Origin of the sequence: Micromonospora sp. NPDC050980 (assembly GCF_040653835.1) — a bacterium.
Lineage (GTDB): Bacteria > Actinomycetota > Actinomycetes > Mycobacteriales > Micromonosporaceae > Micromonospora.
The window spans coordinates 26,359-44,279 of the sequence record NZ_JBFAGS010000020.1; the positions used below are offsets into that span (position 1 = coordinate 26,359).

The following is a 17,921-nucleotide window of genomic DNA, read 5'->3' on the forward strand; positions in this document are numbered from 1 at the left end:
ACCGTAGTCGTGAATGCGGTGGCTTTTTCCTTTTCGGCCGAGTCATCCCCGACCGGCGAGCAACCAGAACGCCACCAGCAGGTACGGCAGCACGGCGACCGCGAACGCGGCCGGGTTGCCCAGCGCACCGGCCAGCAGCCCGTACCCGGCGTAGCAGGCGACGGTGGTCAGGTCGGTGGCCATCCCGGCCAGCGAGGTGACGGTGGCCCGGGCGTCGCCGGTGATCCGCGCCTGCAACCGCACGTCGGCGAGCACGGTGGCGAGCTGGAACGCGGCGAACGCGAGCGCCAGCAGCAGGAAGCCGGCCGGGTGGCGCAGCAGCGCCCCGCCTGCCGTCGCCGCCGCCGCGAGCACCAGCAGGCCGGCGTGACCCCGGTGGGACAGCCGCTCGCCCAGCGGCGCGAGCAGCCCGCCCACGGTCATCCCGACCCACACCAGCAGGAGCAGCAGCGGAACGGTCGCCTCGGCGACGCCGGTGTCCCGCGCCAGCAGCCCGGTGTACTCGTCGAGCCCACCCCAGATCGCGGCCACGCCGGCGACCAGCAGCACGGCGACGCGGACCGCGCGGTCGGCCCGCACCTCGGCGAGACCGCCGCGCAGGCTGTCCCACCAGCCGCGCTCATCCCCGGTCGGCCGCCTCTGCGGCGGGGAGTCCGCGTTCGCCGCCGCCGGCCGGCCCGCGTCGACGACCGGCGACGGACCGGCCACCGGCGACCGGTGCTCCGGGAAGCGGGCCGCGACGGCGGCGGCGAGCAGGCAGGTCAGCACGCTGGCGGCGCCGACCGCCGGATAGCCGCCGAGCGCGTACACCGGCCCGGCGAGCGCCCCGGAGCCGACCGCGCCGAGCACCTCGGCGGTGCGGGCCCGACCGATCAGCCGGGCGTACCGGTCGGCCGCGCCGAGCCGGTCCAGCTCGGTGAAGACCAGCGCCTCCAGCGCGCCGGAGCGCAGCGCGCCGCCGGCGCCCCAGAGCAGGAAGCCGGCGGCGAACGCCGGGTAGGACGGCAGCGCCACCCAGAGCGCGAAGCCGGCGGCGGCGAGCAGCGGGGCCAGGCAGAGCAGCAGCCGGCGGGACAGCGCGTCGGCCACCGCCCCGGAGGGCACCTCCAGCACGATGCCGGCGGTCGACCAGAGGACGAAGAGCGAGGAGATCTGCCCGACCGACAGCCCGGTGTCGGCGAACAGCAGCACGTAGAGCGGGTAGAGCAGGACGAGGTCGGTGAGGAACGCGTAGCCGTAGAGCGTCGCCGCGAGGCGGCGGGGCGCGGGCACGCGGGCAGGAGCGACGAGCATGGGGCCTTCCCACGGGACTAGACGGACACCGGTCGCAGTGCGTGGTGTCCGCGGTGGCCCGCGGCCCCGTCGTTCAGGCGGGCATCAACATCGCCAGGTCATGCGAACGATCCTAGCCGCGAGGTCGTCCGCCCGTGGTCCCTCGGCTCGCCGCCCGGGACGGCGAGCGGGGCGGAACCCGATCGGATCCCGCCCCGCTCGCTGCCCGCTCGGTTCAGCGGCGGAACCTGTCCGCGTCCGCCTGCGGGATGACCATCGTCTCCTCGCTGTCCGCGGCCTGCTCGGCGGTGGGCTGGCGCGGCGTGGTCGGCTGGGTGCGCTCGGAGTCGGCGAGCGACGGGATGACCTGGGTGGTCTCCCCGGCGGCCGGCGTCGTGTCGTCGGCGGCCCGCGTCGGCAGCACCTGGGTCGACTCGGCCGGGTCCGGGTACGCCGGCCCCGGGCGGGTGCGGTCGGCCTCGGTGTCGCCGGCCACCGGCCGGATCGGCTCGGCCTCGCGGTCCGCGGCGAGCCGGGCCGCCACGTCGCGCCGGCCGGCCTGGTAGGCGCGGGCGTGGGTGGCGATGGTCCGGGACTCCTCCTCGGCCCGGGTCAGCCAGCTCTCCCAGCGGCTCTGCATCGGCCGGACCAGACCGCCGCCGACGCCCACCACCAGGATGCCGCCGACGGTGGCCAGCACCGCGATGAGCACCGGCGTGGTCACCGCGGTGGCGACGCCGATCTGGTTGAGCGCGGCGATGACGCCGAGGCCGAGGATGAACACCGACGCGAGGTTGGCCAGCACCCGGCCGTAGGACAGGCCGCCGAGGGCGCTGGAGATGATGTCCTTCACCGCCCGGGCGATGGCCGCGGCCACCACCACGATGACGATCGCGACGAACGCCCGGGGCAGCCAGGCGACCACGCCGGCGATCAGGTCGGAGATCGGGTTGGGGCCCCAGATGCCGAACGCGAGCTGGAGCGTGACCAGCAGCACCCCGTAGTAGGCCAGCTTCGCGACGATGTCGCTGGCGTCGTACTTCGAACGGGCCAGCGCGGTCTTGATGCCGCCACGTTCCACGGCCCGGTCGAAGTGCACCCGCTCCAGGACCTTGTCCACCAGCTTCCGCACGGCCTTGGCGACCAGCCAGCCGACGACGAGGATGGCGATGAACGCGACCGCCTTGGGCAGGAAGAGCATTACCGAACGGAACGCGTCGCCCACCGCGTCACCGAAGTTGTCTCTCATCGAAGGGCCTCCACGCAGGGATGTCAGGGTCGTACCGGGGGGCCCTACCCGCACCGGAGCGCGGGGAAACGCTCAGCCGCGCGGGCAGCGATAGCCGACCCGGGCGCCGGCCTGGATCGGTGTCGGTTCGACGATGTTGACGGTGGCCGTCCCGGTGGTCGCGCCGACTCCGCTGAACGTCCACCTGAGGGTGAGCGTGGCGGTCCGCTGCCCGCTGCCGACCCGTTCGCGCAGCAGCGCGCCGGGCGGCGCATCCGAGCGCAACCACTGGTAGCGGATGGTCCCGGCCCGCCCGTTGGTGCGCACGGTGGCGACCACGTCGACGGTCACGTCGCAGGCCACCCCGGCCGGCCGGGGCACGGCCACGGAGACCTGCTCGATCTCCAACGGCCGCAGCCGCTGCCACAGGTAGAGCCCCACCACCACCAGCAGCGCCGCGGTGAGCACTGTGGACAGGACCGAGACGATCCGGCGCCAGACCGGGCGCGGCGGGCGGGCCGGCGGTGCGACCGGCCAGGGCGGGGCCGGCGGCGGCGTCGCCGGCACGCCCGGACCGAAGCGCAGCTCACCGCCGGGCGCGGGCCCGAACCCGCCGCTCACCGCCCGCGCCGTCGGTTGCGGGTACGCCCCGGCGGGCGCGGTCGGCACGATCGGTCCGGTGGCCGTCGGCGGGTACCCGGCGGTTGGCTGTCCATCGGGCCGCCGCGGCGAGTCCAGGTGGACGGTCGACTCGGGTCCGCCGGGGGCGGCACCGCCGAAGCGCACGGTCGGCTCCGCGCCGCCCGCGGCAGGTGCACCGAACGGCACGGTCGGCTCCGCGCCGGCCGGGACGGGCGCGGCCGGGTCGGCGCGGTGCGCCGTCGCGGCGGTTCCGGCCGTGGGGGCCGCCTGCGGGCGGGCCAGGTGCGCGGTCGCCTCGGAGGCGGGGTCGACGGTCAGCGGCGCGGTGGCGTCGGTGTCGACCGGTGGCCGGGGCGGAACGAGGTGGACGGTGGGCTCCTCCGGCCGGGTCACGTTGGCCGTCCCCGGTCCGGGTCGCGGTGCTGGGCAGCGGGCACGTCGTACTCCTAGCCGGGGGTGCAGTAGTGGTAAAGCGTCACGTACACCGGTTTCGCCGAGGTGGCCGCGTTGCCGGCGGCGTCGACGGCGGTGACGTGGATCGGGATGCGACTGCTCTGCTTAGGTGCGGCCAGCGGACCGAGCGTGCCGGTGAACACGCCGCGCCCGGCGGCGGCCATCCGGACCGTCCCGGTGGCGCCGTCGAGGGTGTAGCGGAAGGTGACCGTCAGGGTGGCCGGAGCGTCGCGGTCGTCGGTGACGGTGGCGGTGACGGTGCTGCTCTGGACCCCGAACGGGCAGCCCTTCGGTTCGAGCTGACCCGGGTCGGCGCCGACGCCGCCGACGACCGGCGCGGTGACGTCCGGCGGGGGCGGCGGCGCGGTGCGACGCGACGGGGTGGGGGTCGGCGCACTGGTGCGTACCGGGGGCCGGGTCGGCGCCCGGGTCGCGTCCGGCGTGGTGGACGGCGTGGCCGTCGGCGGCGTGGGCAGGGCGGGCGGCCCGGCGGACGGGGTGGGGGTGGCAGCCGGTGGCGCGGTCCCCGTCGGGGCCGGCGCGGTGGGGGCGGAACCGGCCGGCGTCGGGCCGCCGGGTGCAGCGGCGGGGGCCGGGGTGTCGCGGGCGGCGTAGCTGTAGCCGGCGCCGCCGACCAGCACCGCGGCGACCAGGGCGCCGGCCGCCAGCACGACCCGCTTGCGGCCCCGCCGGGACCGGCCGCCCCGGCCGGTCGTGGTGCCGAGCGCGGTGCCGGCCAGCGCGGTCGCGCCCTCCGCCCGGTCGGGGAACGGCCACAGCGCGGCGAGCAGAGCTGCCCGCCGGGCCAGCTCGCGCAGCCCGCGCTCCTCCCACTGCGCGCCGTATCCGGCGCCGGCCACCCGGTCCAGCAGGGCCAGGAAGACCTGAGCCGGTTGCGGCCGGTCGTCGGGGCGTTTGGCCAGCCCGTGCCGCAGCAGCTCGTGCACCTCGGCGGGCGCCGGGTCGGTGGGGATCGGCGCGGTGGCGTGCTGGTCGCGCAGGAAGAGCAGACCCGGACCCGGATACGGGGGTTGCCCGGTGAGGCACTCGAAGAACGTGGCGGTGGCGGCGTAGATGTCGCAGGCCGGGCTGGCCGGAGCGCCGGTCCACTGCTCGGGGGCCATGTAGCGGGGCGTGCCGGAGACGGTGGTGTCCGAGCCCTGGCCGATCGGCATGGCGATGCCGAAGTCGGCGAGCTTGCTCGACCCGGTGCCGGTGACGAGCACGTTCTCCGGTTTGTAGTCGCGGTGCACCACCCCGTGGGCGTGCGCGGCGGCGAGCCCGGCGAGCGAGCCCTTCAGCACGCACAACGCCGCCTCCGGTGTGGTCGCTCCGTGCGCGCGCAGCATCTGCCGCAACGACACGCCGTCGACAAGTTCCATCACGATGGCCGCGCCGTGGGGCGACTCCACGTACTCGTAGAGCCGGCTGACGTGCGGGTCGTCGACCTCACCGAGCAGCCGGGCCTCGTCCCGGAAGGCGGCCCGGAAGGCGGAGTCGGCGCCGAGGTCGCGGACCAGATATTTGATCGCGACCGGGGTGCCGGTGGCGTCGTGGGTGGCGAGCACGACGCTGCCCGACGCCCCGGAGCCGAGCGTACGAACCGGCGTGTAGCCGGACAGCTGCCAGCCGCTCATGCGACGAACCCCACCGCGCTCCCGGGACGGCCGACGGTTGCCGCCTCGCTTGTCATTCTGGTCGCGTCGGCGCCGCCGGCCATCGGCGCAACGGACGCTTCCGCACGCCGGACGGCGGGCCGGGACCGGAGGTGTCCCGCCAGGACGGGGCCGGGCGGCGGGTGGTCGGTAGCGGACACACCGCCACTGCAGCAGACCCGCGCAACCCCGCAGCCGGCCGGGCGGCACCGGTCAGAAGCGGCGGGCCGCGGGGACGCCCCGGGGCGGGGCCTGGCGCAGCAGCCACAGCGGGTTGCTCGCCGCGACGATGTCGCCGTCGCGGTCGCGCACCTGGGTGCGCACGTATGCGCCGCCGCCCACCCGCACCGACAGGTCGTGCCAGCCCTGCCGCACCTGCCGCCACGGCACCTGTCCGGTCCTGATCGCCGGTGTCGGGTCCGCCGCTCCGGCCAGGTCGACCTCGCCGGTGACCACCTCCACGGTGGCCCCGGCCGGCAGGTCGGTGGCGCGCAGCCGTACCGTGACGGTGTCGCCGGCGACGGTCGGCAACGCGCCCATCGCGCTGCGACCGCCGAGTTCCAGGTCGAGCGCGCCCCGGTAGCCGACCAGGTCGGCGAACCACGCCTGCCCGGCGCGCAGCGCCGCGACCAGGTCGTCGCGGCCGGTCGAGGCGGCCCAGACGGAGGTGATCCACCGGTCCCGCCCGGCCCGCCAGTCGGTGCCGTCGTGGTCGTCGGTCACCCCGACGGCGGTCAGCGGGATCGCGTTGCGGGCCGCCACGTCGTACGCCCAGAGGTGGTCCTCGACCGGGCGCCGTCCGATCTCGATCAGGTCTGCGCCGAGCCCGTGCTGGGCCACCAGCAGCCGGGCCAGCGAGTCACGTCGCTCCACGTCCAGCGGGTGGTTCCAGCAGACCACGCCGCCGTGGGCGTGCAGGAACTCGACCATCCGTTCGGTGGCGTCGACGTCGTTGTCCCGGTAGGGCGGGGACGGGAAGCGCGGCAACGTGCCGTCGCCGCCGAACCAGTTGAGGTGGCGCACCATCGACACCTCGTACGCCCGGTGGTGGGTCACCCCCGGGTACGCCCCGGCGTAGCCGCGCAGCACCTCGGCGCGCAACCGCTCCCCGCCCTGCCCGGCGCGCCGGGCCCGGTCGAAGACCAGCCCGTCGACCAGGTACGCGCCGCGCGCGCCGCCGGCGACGGTCACACCGAGGCGCAGCCCGCGCAGCGAGTTGTCGCCGGCCACCAGGTCGGGCCAGAGCCGCCGGACGTCGGCGAGCAGGTCGAAGGTGTGCCGCCGCCAGGCGCCGGTCGGGGCGGGCAGGTCGACGGTGCCGTGCCGGCCGTCGGTGGTGTGCCGGGGCGTGGCCGCCGCGCCGAGGCGGTAGCGCAGCACCAGTTGGCCGGCGGGTCGACCGGGTCCGGCCGGGTGGTGGGACAGGGCGACCTCGACGGTGAGCGTGGCGTCCGGGCCGGCGGACTCGGGCCGCACGTCCAGGTGCAGTGTGGTGTCGGAGATGTTGCCGGTGTGCGTCCAGTTCCACGCCTTGCCGGCGTACCAGTGGGTGCCGGCGCCGGTAGCGGTCAGGCGCAGCGCGCGGCCGGGGGCGTCGGGTGCGGCGACGAAGTCGGCCGCCGAGTCGGTGAGCCGCCCGTCGGTGGCCGACGTCCAGGTCCAGGCCAGCTCGCCCTCCAGCTCCTGCGGGCCGTCGAAGCGCACGGCGCGGCGGTGGTCGTGCGCGGCCACCCGGAAGTCGTGGTCGGTCCACCAGAGCACGTCGACGGCGTTGCGGCGGGCCTGGTCGAGGTGGGCGGCGTAGCTGGCGACGCCCTCGCTGAAGGAGGCGTGCAGGTGCATGGCCATGCTGATCGGCCGGCGCCCGCGGGGCGGTGGCGGCCGGTCGCGGGTGACGGCCAGCCCGACCGGTACGCCGATCCCGGCGACCACCAGTCCGCCCGCGGCGGCGAGCACACTGCGCCGGTCGGCCCGAGCCGCACCACCCATCACACGCCTCCCCCGTCCAGACCGCCCCGTCCACCCTACGGGCGGTCCGCTCCGCCTTCCCCGCCCGCGCCGGCGGGACCACTCACGTCGGGCGGCCCGGTGGCTTTTGTCCTCTGGCGCACCGCGCAGTCGTGGCAATATTCTCCACTTTGCGCGCTGCCATTGGAGTTCCTTTACATCGCCCGACGTCGGTCGGGTCATCGAGGAGATGCCATGCACTTCGACCACCCCGAGCTGGACCGCCGCACGCTGCTGCGGGCCGGGCTCGGCGCCGCGACGGTCGCGGTCGTCGGGACCGAGCTCGCCCTCCCCGCCGCCGCGCAGGCCGCGCCGGGCCCGGACCTCGACTGGATCATCAGCTGTGACGAGTGGGCCGCCCGCCCGCCGGCGGGCCCGCTGTCGGTCAGCGCCATCCCCACCAACAAGATCATCCTGCACCACATGGCCTTCCCGAACGTCACCGACTACTCCGAGGAACACGCCGAGCAGCTCGCCCGGGACTGCCAGGACCTGCACATGGACGGCAACGGCTGGTCGGACACCGGGCAGCACTTCACGGTGAGCCGGGGCGGTCACGTCCTGGAAGGACGGCACGGCAGCCTGGAGCGCCTGGCGGCCGGCGACCGGCAGATGATCGCCGCGCACTGCCCGGGCGAGAACGGTCGGGCGATCGGCATCGAGAACGAGGGCACCTACGTCACCGAGGCCCCGCCGGAGGAGCTGATCGACGGGCTGGTGCGGCTCTGCACCGCGGTCTGCCGGCAGTACGGGCTGCACGCGCACGACATCTTCGGCCACTGGGACTTCCGGGAGACCCAGTGCCCGGGCGCGACGTTCTACCGCGAGTTCCCGGCGGTGCGGCGCCGGGTGTTCAAGAAGCTGGGCACCCACCTGGGTGACGTGCCGGCGCGGCGCTGGCCGGACATCTGGCGCTTCGTCGGCGGCCCGGTGGTCCGGGTCGCGCAGTACCTGCTCACGTTCCGCGGCTACACCGTGCCGGTCACCGGCGTGTTCGACGCGGCCACCGTCGCGGCGGTGCAGGACTGGCAGGCCCGCAACGGCATCCCGGTCGACGTCGACGCCACCTTGACCGCCCCCACCTGGGAGACGCTCGCCCCGGAGCTGGACCAGCGCGACACCGGTGTGCCGGTGGTAGCGGCGCAGTTCATGCTCGCGTCCAAGGGCTACCCGGAGGTCACCCCGAGCGGCGAGTACGACCACGCGACCCGGGCCGCGGTGAAGGATCTGCAACGCCTGCACGGCCTGCCGCCTACCGGGAAGCTGAGCACCACCACCTGGTGCGCGCTGGTGGGAGGTGTGGTGCGCCAGTCGTTCCGCAAGCACTGACGGCGCACCGGCCCGGGCGGACGGTGGGGGCGGCAACGACGCCGCCCCCACCGTCGCGTCCGGACCCAGCCTGGGGCGAAAGGTCGGCATTCACGGCTGGTGAACGACGGCTATCCCGAGCGGCGGTCCGCCCTCGATCATTGCCCGGAGATAGATATGAGTCATTCTCACCTCCGGGTGGAACGCCCGGGCGCGGAGGGCGAGACGTCGGCACCGACCGCCGGGCGAACCGATCGGCCCGACTCCGCGTCCCCGGAGGAATCGCCATGCCCCGTCGCCCACTTCGTGCCCGGCTCGCGGCGCTCACCGCCGCCGCCCTGACCGCGAGCGTCCTGACCGTCACCCCGCCGACACCGGCGCTCGCGGCCACCACGTTCGCCCCGAACGACTACTGCCTCGGCCAGTGCGCCGACATCCTGCCCCCCGGCCAGAACGGCAATGCCACGCTCGTCGCCATCCTGGCCCACCAGGCGCTCGGCACCCGCCCGGCGCACTCCAGCGACCAGCTCGACGAGTACGCGAACCTGGTCTACAACTACGCCGGGCTGACCGACGAGCAGATCGCCCACTTCTACAACGACTCCTCGTTCGGCGTCCCGGCCGCGCAGGTCGAGAGCACCGTCTCGCCGCGCCCGGACGTCACCATCGTGCGCGACAAGGCCACCGGGGTCCCGCACGTCACCGGCACCACCCGCGGCGGCACCATGTTCGGCGCCGGCTACGCCGGGGCCCAGGACCGGCTCTGGGTGATGGACCTGCTGCGGCACGTCGGCCGCGGCAACGTCACCTCGTTCGCCGGCGGCGCCCCCGGAAACCGGGAGCTGGAGCAGAGCGTCTGGGCCAACTCGCCCTACACCGAGGCGGACCTGCAGGCCCAGGTGGACGCGCTGCGCACCAAGGGCGCCCGGGGCCAGCAGCTCTACACCGACGTGGTCGACTACATCGCCGGCATCAACGCCTACATCGACAAGTCGATCGCCGACGACAACTACCCGGGCGAGTACGTGCTCGCCGGCGCCGGCAAGCCGAAGCACTTCACGATGACCGACCTGATCGCCACCGCCGGCGTGATCGGCGGCCTGTTCGGCGGCGGCGGTGGCAGCGAGATCCAGTCCGCGCTGGTCCGGGTCGCCGCCCGGGCCAAGTACGGCACAAGCGAGGGCGACAAGGTGTGGGCGGCGTTCCGCTCCCAGAACGACCCGGAGACCGTGCTCACCCTGCACGACGGGCAGAGCTTCCCGTACGGCGCGACGCCGCCCGGCGCGACCAGCGCGGTGCTGCCCGACGCCGGCTCCGTGGTCGCCGAGCCGCTCGCCTACGACGCCACCGGCGGCGCCGCCGCCCGCACCGGCGCCAGCACCGCCACCAAGGACCTGCTCGGCGGCCTGGCCAACCTGCGCGCGCACGGCATGTCCAACGCGGTGGTGGTCTCCGGCCGGCACACCACCACCGGCAACCCGGTCGCCGTGTTCGGGCCGCAGACCGGCTACTTCGCCCCGCAACTGCTGATGCTCCAGGAGTTGCAGGGGCCGGGGATCAGCGCCCGCGGCGCCGCGTTCGCCGGGCTCAACCTCTACGTGCTGCTCGGCCGCGGCCAGGACTACGCGTGGAGCGCGACGTCGGCCTCGCAGGACCTCACCGACACGTACGCGGTGCCGCTGTGCACCACCGACGGCAGCGCGCCGACGCTGCGCACCAACCGCTACCTCTACCACGGGCAGTGCCTCGCCATGGAGACGTTGGAGCAACGCAACTCCTGGACGCCGACACTCGCCGACTCCACCCCGGCCGGCTCCTACACGCTGCGCGCGCTGCGCACCAAGTACGGTCTGGTCGCCTACCGGGGGCTGGTGAACGGACAGCCGACCGCGTTCACCAAGCTCCGCTCCACCTACCGGCACGAGGCCGACTCGGCGATCGGCTTCCAGGCGTTCAACGACCCGTCGGCGATGGGCAGCGCGACGGCGTTCCAGGCGTCCGCGAACAGCGTCGGCTACGCGTTCAACTGGTTCTACGTCAACTCGACCCAGGCGGCGTACTTCAACTCCGGCTCGAACCCGGTCCGGTCGCCGGTCACCGACCCGAACCTGCCGACGAAGGCCGAGCCGGCGTACGAGTGGGCCGGCTGGAACCCGGACACCAACGACGCCAGCTACACCCCGGCCTCGGCGCACCCGCAGTCGGTCGACCAGGACTACTACGTGAGCTGGAACAACAAGCAGGCCCGGGACTTCTCCGCGGCCGACGGCAACTTCAGCTTCGGCTCCGTACACCGGGGTCAGTTGCTCGACGGGCCGGTGCGCGCCGCGATCGCCCAACGCAAACTGGGCCGCGCCGACGTCGTGAAGATCATGGCGGACGCGGCGGTGACCGACCTGCGCGGCCAGCAGGTCCTGCCCGACCTGCTGCGGGTGCTGGACAGCGCGCCGGTCACCGACCCGGCGCTGGCCGACGCGGTCGGCAAGCTGCGGGCCTGGCAGCAGGCCGGCACCCGGCGGGTGGAGACGTCGCCCGGCTCGAAGGTCTACCAGCACGCCGACGCCATCCGGATCTTCGACGCCTGGTGGCCGCTGCTGGCCTCGGCGGAGTTCCGTCCCGGGCTCGGGCCCGACCTCTACGCCGCGCTCGTCGACGCCATCGAGGTCAACGAGGCGCCGTCGGGCGGGCAGAACGGTGGGCGCGACGGCACCGCGAGCTGGGCGTCGCAGGGCCAGGCGCACAAGGGCTCGTCGTTCCAGCACGGCTGGTGGGGCTACGTCGACAAGGACGTGCGCACCGTGCTCGGTGACCCGGTGGCCGGCGGGCTGGGTCGCGCGTACTGCGGCAACGGCGACCTCGGCGCCTGCCGGACGGCGCTGCTCGGTGCGCTCGGCCAGGCCGCCGCCGCGCCGGCCAGCACGGTCTACCCCGGCGACAAGTCCTGCTCCGCCGGTGACCAGTGGTGCGCCGACTCGATCGCCCAGTCCGGCCTGGGCGGCATCACCCACCCGCTGATCGCCTGGCAGAACCGGCCCACCTACCAGCAGGTGGTGTCGTTCCCGGCGCGCCGCGGCGACGACGTCACCAACCTGGCCCAGGGCCGCCCGGCCACCGCGTCGAGCACCCAGTTCCTGACCAGCTACACCCCCGCCAAGGCAGTCGACGGCAGCCTGGGCAGCCGGTGGGCCAGCAGCTACAAGGACAACCAGTGGCTGCGCGTCGACCTCGGCGCGACCCGTGCCGTCAGCCGGGCGGTGCTGCGCTGGGAGGCGGCGTACGGCACGTCGTACCGGATCGAGGTCTCCGGCGACGGCAGCTCCTGGACGCCGGTGTTCGCCACCACCACCGGCAACGGTGGCGTCGACAACGTCACCTTCGCCCCGGTCAACGCCCGCTACGTGCGGATGTACGGGGTCGAGCGGGCCACCTCGTACGGGTTCTCGCTCTACGAGTTCGAGGTCTACGGGCGGTGACCCGCCCGGCCGGCCGGCGGAGTCCACCCGCCGGCCGGCCGGGTCCGGGCAGGTCAACCCGCGTGATTCGAACGTGTGTGCGATGATGGCCGGGTGTCGGGCGAGGCCACCATCCTGCATGCCGACCTGGACGCGTTCTACGCCTCGGTCGAGCAACGCGACGACCCGCGACTGCGCGGCCGGCCGGTGATCGTCGGCGGCGGCGTGGTGCTGGCCTGCAGCTACGAGGCGAAGGCGCGGGGCGTGCACAGCGCGATGGGCGGTCGGCAGGCGCGGCGGCTCTGCCCGGACGCCGTCGTGGTGCCGCCCCGGATGGCCGCCTACACCCGGGCCAGCCGCGCGGTGTTCGAGATCTTCCGGCAGACCACCCCGCTCGTCGAGGGGCTCAGCATCGACGAGGCGTTCCTCGACGTGGGCGGGCTGCGGCGGCTGGTCGGGCCGCCGGCCGGCATCGCCGCCGAGTTGCGCCGGCGGGTCCGCCGGGAGGTCGGCCTGCCGATCACCGTCGGCGTGGCCCGCACGAAGTTCCTCGCCAAGGTGGCCAGCGGAGTGGCCAAGCCGGACGGGCTGCTGGTCGTCGCGCCGGAGCGGGAGTTGGCCTTCCTGCACCCGCTGCCGGTGGAACGGTTGTGGGGCGTCGGCCCGGTCACCGCCGGCCGGCTGCGCGAGCGCGGTCTGCGTACCGTCGGGCAGGTCGCCCGCCTCGACGAGCCGGCCCTGGTGTCGCTGCTGGGCGCCGGCACCGGCCGGCACCTGCACGCCCTCGCCCACAACCGTGACCCGCGGGCGGTGCAGGTGGGTCGCCGCCGCTCCTCGATGGGCGCGCAGCACGCGCTGGGCCGCGCGCCGCACTCCCCCGCCGAGCTGGACGCCGTGCTGGCCGGGCTGGTCGACCGGGTCACCGGGCGGATGCGCGACGCCCGGCGCACCGGGCGCACGGTGACGCTGCGGCTACGCTTCGCCGACTACACCCGGGCCACCCGCTCGCACACGCTAGACAAGCCGACCGCGCAGACCGCGCCGCTACGGGCCGCCGCCCGGGCGCTGCTGCGCGCCGCGCTGCCGCAGATCGAGCGGTGCGGCGTCACCCTGCTGGGCGTCTCGGTGGGCAACCTGGACGGTGGGCACACCCAACTCACCCTGCCGTTCATCGCCGGGCCGGGGCCGGCGCTGGATGCCGCGGTCGACGCCGTGCGGGACCGGTTCGGCTCGCGGGCGCTGACCCGTGGCGTGCTGCTCGGGCGCGATCCGGGCATGGAGATGCCCCGGCTGCCGGCCTGAACGCCTCCTCCCGCGGTAGGAGACGTGCCCCGCACCGGTGGCCGCGACCGCGGCCTCCGGTCGGGCGCGCGCGGGCAAGCGCGTCACCAGCATCTACAGGCATGACTACCATGTGGAACCGGGCGGCCGGATGGCACCGCCCGCTGATGCTCCTCGTGTCCGCGATGGCGGTGCTCACCGTCGTCGCCGCGGTCGGCGTCGTGGCCGATCCCCGGGTGCTCACCGGCGCGCCGGCCTGGCTCAAGCCGTTGAAGTTCGCGATCTCGTTCGTGCTCTACGGCGTGACGCTCGCCTGGATGCTGTCCCTGTTGCCGACCCGCAGCCGGCTCGCGGAACGGGCGGCCACCGTGATCGTGGCCGTCTCGGTGGTCGAGATGGTCGTCATCGTCGCCCAGGTGATCCGCGGCACCACCAGCCACTTCAACGTCTCCACCGCGCTGAACGCGGCGCTGTTCGACGTCATGGGCGCGGCGATCATGGTGCTCTTCCTGGCCCAGGTCGCGCTCGCGGTCGCCCTGCTGCGCCGGCGCACGCCGGACCGGGCCGGCGGGTACGCGGTGCGCCTCGGCCTCGGCGTGTCGCTGCTCGGCATGCTGGTAGCGGTCCCGATGGTGGCGCGCCGGCCGGCCGGTACGCCGGCCGGGGTCGACGGGGCGCACAGCGTCGGCGTACCCGACGGCGGCCCGGGCCTGCCGCTGGTCGGCTGGAGCACCACCGGTGGCGACCTGCGCGTCGGTCACTTCGTCGGGCTGCACGCGTTGCAGGCGCTGCCGCTGCTGGCGATCCTGCTCGACCGGTTCCTCGGCGCCCGGCTGGACGAGGTGACCCGGGCCCGGCTGGTGCTCGTCGGCGGCGCCGCGTACGCCGCCGTCACGCTGCTGCTCACCTGGCAGGCGCTGCGCGGGCAGCCGCTGTCCCGCCCGGACGGGCTCACCCTGGCCGTGGCGGCGGCGCTCGCGCTCGCCACCGCGACGGCCGCCGGCCTGGTGCTGGCCCGCTCCTCCCGCGCCGCCCGGGTGGTGCTGGTCGGATGAGCACCGCGTTGTTCGGTCTGACGTTCGCGCTCGCCGCGCCGTTCTGGGCGCTGATGATCCTGACGCCCCGCTGGTCGTGGACCGCGCGCGTCGTCGGCTCGCCGCTGATCGTGGCACCGGTGCTGCTGGTGTACGCGCTGCTGGTGCTGCCGGCGCTCGGCGCGGTGCTGCCGGTGGTCACCGCGCCCACGCTGGACGGCCTGCGGGAGCTGCTCGGCACCGCCGACGGCGCGGCGGCGGCCTGGGCCCACATGATCGCCTTCGACCTCTTCGTCGGCCGGTGGATCTGGCAGGACGCCCGGGAGCGGGGCGTCCCAGCCCTGGTCACCGCCCCGGTGCTGGTGCTGACCATCCTGCTGGGCCCGCTCGGCCTGGGGGTCCACCTCGGACTGCGGCAGCGGTGGCGACGGCCGGTGGCCGCGGTCGCCCCGGTTGCCTAGGCTGACCCGGTGGGCTGGGTGGGGCGGCTGTTCGACGCGCGGGACACGCTCGCGCGGATGCTGCTGCTGGATCTCAGCGGCGTCGGCTATCTGGTCGTCGGCGCGCACGGCCGGCCGGGGCCGACGGCGACGCAGTGGCTGCTCGCGCTCGCGGCGTTCGCCGTGGCGTTGCTGTGCCACCGCCGGCCGCTGGTGAACCTGCTGGTCCAGTCGGCCCTGCTGGTCGCGGCGTTCGGCTTGGTCGACGACGTGATGATCAATCAGGTCGGTGCGAGCTGGGCGCTGCTGGAGCTGACCATGCGGGCCAGCCGGCCGCGGACGTTCGGGCTGGCGGCCGGGCTGCTGATCGCCGTCGATCTGACCGACCTGGTCGGCGACCCGGTCCGGCAGGCGCTCACCGGGCTGTTCGGGCTGGCCGTCACCGTCGGCCTGCCGCTGCTGCTCGGGCTGGTCGTGCGGACCACCCGGGAGTTGGGCCGGCAGGCCGAGGAGCGGGCCGCGGCGGAGCAGCGCCGGCGCGAGTCGGAGAGCCGGGCCGCCCGCGCCGACGAGCGCAGCGCCATCGCCCGCGAACTGCACGACGTGCTCGCCCACCACGTCGCGTCGATGGTGCTGCGGGTCGGGGTGGCCCGGCACGTGCTGCCGGACCTCGATCCACGGGTGGGTGCGGTCTTCGACGACGTGCACGGCACCGGCACGGCGGCGCTGACCGACCTGCGCCGGCTGGTCGCGGTGCTGCGCCACCCCGACGGCGTGCCGGGCGACGCGGCGCTGACCGTGATCGAGCCGGCGGCGCTGCCAGCGGCGCTCGACGCGACGGTGGACCGGGCCCGGCAGGCGGGGGTCGTGGTGGAGGCCGACGTGGACGCGGCCGTCGGCACGCTGGACGCGGTCCGCGGCCAGGCGGTGCTGCGGCTGACCCAGGAGGCGTTGACGAACGTGGCGAAGCACGCGGGCACGGCGGCCCGGGCCCGGCTGACCGTGTCGGTCGTCGACGGCGCGGTGCACTGGACGGTGTCCGACGACGGGTGCGGCGCCGCGCCGGCCGGGGTGCCGTCCGGCGGCGGTCACGGCCTGGTCGGGATGCGCGAGCGGGTGGAGGTGCTCGGCGGGCAGCTGGAGGCCGGGCCGACCGGGTCCGGTTGGCGGGTGCGTACCGTCCTGCCGCCGGACGCGCCGGAACGGCTCGCCGCCGCCGGGCCGCCGGCACCCCGCCCGGCCACGCCGGGGCCGGCGTGATCCGGGTGCTGCTGGTCGACGACCAGCACCTCATCCGGGCCGGCCTGCGCATGCTCTGCGACGCCCAGCCCGACCTCGAGGTCGTCGGCGAGGCCGACAACGGCCGGGACGCCGCCGCCCTCGCCGCCCGGCTGCGCCCGGACGTGGTGGTGATGGACCTGCGGATGCCCGGCGTCGACGGGATCAGCGCGACCAGCCGGATCCTCGCCGACCGGCCCGCCACCCGGATCATGGTGCTGACCACGTTCGGCGACGACGACCATCTCTACCCGGCCCTGACCGCGGGCGCCTGCGGTTTCCTGCTCAAGGACGCGCCGCCGGCCGACCTGCTCGACGGGGTCCGGCGAGCCGCCGCCGGGGACAGCCCGTTCAGCCCGGAGGTGCTGCGCCGGCTGGTCCACCGGGCGGTGCGCGCCCGGGCCGACACGCCGCGGCGCACGGCCGAGTTGACCGCCCGCGAGCAGGACGTGCTCGCCCTGGTGGCGGACGGGCTGTCCAACACCGAGATCGCGGAGCGGCTGCACATCGGCGTGACCACGGTGAAGACCCACATCACCAGCCTGATGACCAAGACCGCCAGCCCCAACCGGGTCCGGCTGGCGCTGTGGGCCCGCGGCGGCTGAGCCTCACTCCTCGACCGCGCCGCCCACCGCCCGCAGGTGCGCCCGGAACGTCACCGCCGGGTCCGCGGCCCGGGCGGCCAGGTAGTCGCCGAAACGGACCTGCCCGCGCAGCGACTCGCCGCCGCTGATCCGGTCGGCCTGCCGCCGCTCGGTGTCCCGGATGGACCCGGCCAGGTCGAACAGCTCGCCGGCGGCGTCGGCGGGCACGAAGAGCACGCCGTCGTCGTCGGCCAGGGCCAGATCACCGGCGTCGACCGTCCACCTGCCGACCCGCGCCGAGCCCAGCGCCCCGGCCGGGGACGGGTCCAGCGCCAGCGGCCCGGTCGGGGTGGCGCCGACGCTGAACACGGGCAGCCCGACCGCCGTCAGCTCCGCGGTGTCCCGGTGCGCGCCCCACACCACCAGACCGGCCAGGCCGGCGGCCTGCGCCTCCCGCACGACCAGATCGCCGACACAGGCCCGGTCGGTGCGCCCGCCGTCGTCGACCACCAGCACGTCGCCCGGCGCCGCCCGGTCGATCGCCTCCAGGAAGATGTCGACGCTGCCGGCGTGCCGGGCCGGGCGCACCCGCCCGGCCAGGCGCCACCCGGCCCGCAGCGGGCGTACGCCGGCCGGGGCGCAGCGGACCGGCACCCCGGCCCGCAGGCAGGCGTCGGCGACGTGGGCGGTGGTCAGCGCGGCGAACCGCCCGGCCGGCGTGGTGTGGTCGGTGTCCATGGGCCGACGCTAACCAGCCGGGCCGGCGGCGGCAGGTGCCAGTTGCGTCGCCGTGGCCTGCCGGCCGTCGCGGTGTCGGTCAGTGGCCGGCCAGCCTCGTCACGCCGTCGCCGGTGAGGTCGGCCAGCACCACCCGGCGGCCGGTCAACGCGAGCAGCAACGCCTCGCCCGGGCCGCGCACCAGCGGACGGCGGATGTCCTGCCGGTGCACCTGAAGGCCGGTGAGCTGGCCGTGCCAGCCCACCACGGGCAGGCGGAACCGGTGTTCGGCACGGTCGCGCAGCGCGGCGGCCAGCTCGCCGGGGGACCGCCGCCGGGCCAGCCGCGCGTTCGCCACGTGCGGCCGGAGCCCGGCGCCCACCAGCAGCGGCAGCAGCGCCCACGGCGACTGGACAAGCGGCGACACCGGGTGCCCGGCGACGTCGCGCACGGTCCACGCGCCGCAGAGGCTGGGCGTGTCCAGCTGGGCCGGCGTGAGCGAGTCGATCAGGTCGGCCGCGCGGCGCCGCTCGGTGGCGATCATCGGCAGCAGCTCGACGGCCACCGCAC

The 17,921-nt window shown here is 75.4% G+C and carries 14 protein-coding genes; 7 read left to right on the forward strand and 7 right to left on the reverse strand.

What is annotated here, in order from left to right; translation table 11 throughout:
- Window positions 1–42 precede the first annotated feature (42 nt).
- The 5 genes from AB0H28_RS24495 to AB0H28_RS24515 all read right to left on the reverse strand — a co-directional run bounded on the left by AB0H28_RS24495 (window position 43) and on the right by AB0H28_RS24515 (window position 7,239).
- Window positions 43–1,293, reverse strand: coding sequence for an MFS transporter (locus AB0H28_RS24495; RefSeq protein ID WP_358044481.1), 1,251 nt, complete (start codon window positions 1,291–1,293; stop codon window positions 43–45).
- 214 nt (window positions 1,294–1,507) lie between these two features.
- Window positions 1,508–2,521, reverse strand: coding sequence for a hypothetical protein (locus tag AB0H28_RS24500; protein WP_358044484.1), 1,014 nt, complete (start codon window positions 2,519–2,521; stop codon window positions 1,508–1,510).
- Between the two features lie 72 nt (window positions 2,522–2,593).
- The gene (locus AB0H28_RS24505; RefSeq protein WP_358044487.1) at window positions 2,594–3,535 is read right to left on the reverse strand and encodes a hypothetical protein; all 942 of its coding nucleotides are present in this window, start codon (window positions 3,533–3,535) and stop codon (window positions 2,594–2,596) included.
- A 53-nt stretch (window positions 3,536–3,588) separates the two neighbouring features.
- Window positions 3,589–5,232, reverse strand: coding sequence for a serine/threonine-protein kinase (locus tag AB0H28_RS24510; RefSeq protein WP_358044490.1), 1,644 nt, complete (start codon window positions 5,230–5,232; stop codon window positions 3,589–3,591).
- A 231-nt stretch (window positions 5,233–5,463) separates the two neighbouring features.
- Complete coding sequence (locus AB0H28_RS24515) at window positions 5,464–7,239, reverse strand: hypothetical protein (protein ID WP_358044494.1); 1,776 nt, start codon at window positions 7,237–7,239, stop codon at window positions 5,464–5,466.
- Between the two features lie 213 nt (window positions 7,240–7,452).
- On the opposite strand from AB0H28_RS24515, the gene AB0H28_RS24520 reads away from it, so the two are divergent.
- The 7 genes from AB0H28_RS24520 (at window position 7,453) to AB0H28_RS24550 (ending at window position 16,655) form a co-directional block, all read left to right on the forward strand.
- Window positions 7,453–8,586 carry an N-acetylmuramoyl-L-alanine amidase gene (locus AB0H28_RS24520; RefSeq protein WP_358044496.1) on the forward strand — a complete coding sequence of 378 codons (1,134 nt, stop codon included), beginning with the start codon at window positions 7,453–7,455 and terminating at the stop codon, window positions 8,584–8,586.
- Between the two features lie 266 nt (window positions 8,587–8,852).
- Window positions 8,853–12,038: a penicillin acylase family protein gene (locus tag AB0H28_RS24525; protein WP_358044499.1), complete on the forward strand. Its 3,186-nt coding sequence runs from the start codon at window positions 8,853–8,855 to the stop codon at window positions 12,036–12,038.
- A 93-nt stretch (window positions 12,039–12,131) separates the two neighbouring features.
- Window positions 12,132–13,319: a DNA polymerase IV gene (gene dinB, locus AB0H28_RS24530; protein ID WP_358044502.1), complete on the forward strand. Its 1,188-nt coding sequence runs from the start codon at window positions 12,132–12,134 to the stop codon at window positions 13,317–13,319.
- 101 nt (window positions 13,320–13,420) lie between these two features.
- Window positions 13,421–14,353 (forward strand): hypothetical protein, encoded by a 933-nt coding sequence (locus AB0H28_RS24535; RefSeq protein WP_358044505.1) that lies wholly within the window; start codon window positions 13,421–13,423, stop codon window positions 14,351–14,353.
- Complete coding sequence (locus tag AB0H28_RS24540) at window positions 14,350–14,793, forward strand: ABA4-like family protein (RefSeq protein WP_358044508.1); 444 nt, start codon at window positions 14,350–14,352, stop codon at window positions 14,791–14,793. Before AB0H28_RS24535 ends, AB0H28_RS24540 begins: the two co-directional genes overlap by 4 nt.
- Window positions 14,794–14,802: 9 nt before the next feature.
- On the forward strand, window positions 14,803–16,032 hold the full coding sequence (locus AB0H28_RS24545; RefSeq protein WP_358044511.1) for a histidine kinase: 1,230 nt from the start codon (window positions 14,803–14,805) through the stop codon (window positions 16,030–16,032).
- Window positions 16,029–16,655 (forward strand): response regulator transcription factor, encoded by a 627-nt coding sequence (locus AB0H28_RS24550; RefSeq protein WP_358044514.1) that lies wholly within the window; start codon window positions 16,029–16,031, stop codon window positions 16,653–16,655. The genes AB0H28_RS24545 and AB0H28_RS24550 overlap by 4 nt, the downstream gene beginning before the upstream one ends.
- A gap of 3 nt (window positions 16,656–16,658) precedes the next feature.
- Here AB0H28_RS24550 and AB0H28_RS24555 read toward each other — a convergent pair whose 3' ends face one another.
- Complete coding sequence (locus tag AB0H28_RS24555; protein ID WP_358044517.1) at window positions 16,659–17,372, reverse strand: RraA family protein; 714 nt, start codon at window positions 17,370–17,372, stop codon at window positions 16,659–16,661.
- Between the two features lie 79 nt (window positions 17,373–17,451).
- A complete protein-coding gene (locus AB0H28_RS24560) occupies window positions 17,452–17,916 on the reverse strand; it encodes a maleylpyruvate isomerase N-terminal domain-containing protein (protein ID WP_358044520.1) in 465 nt (154 codons plus the stop codon).
- Window positions 17,917–17,921: the final 5 nt, after the last annotated feature.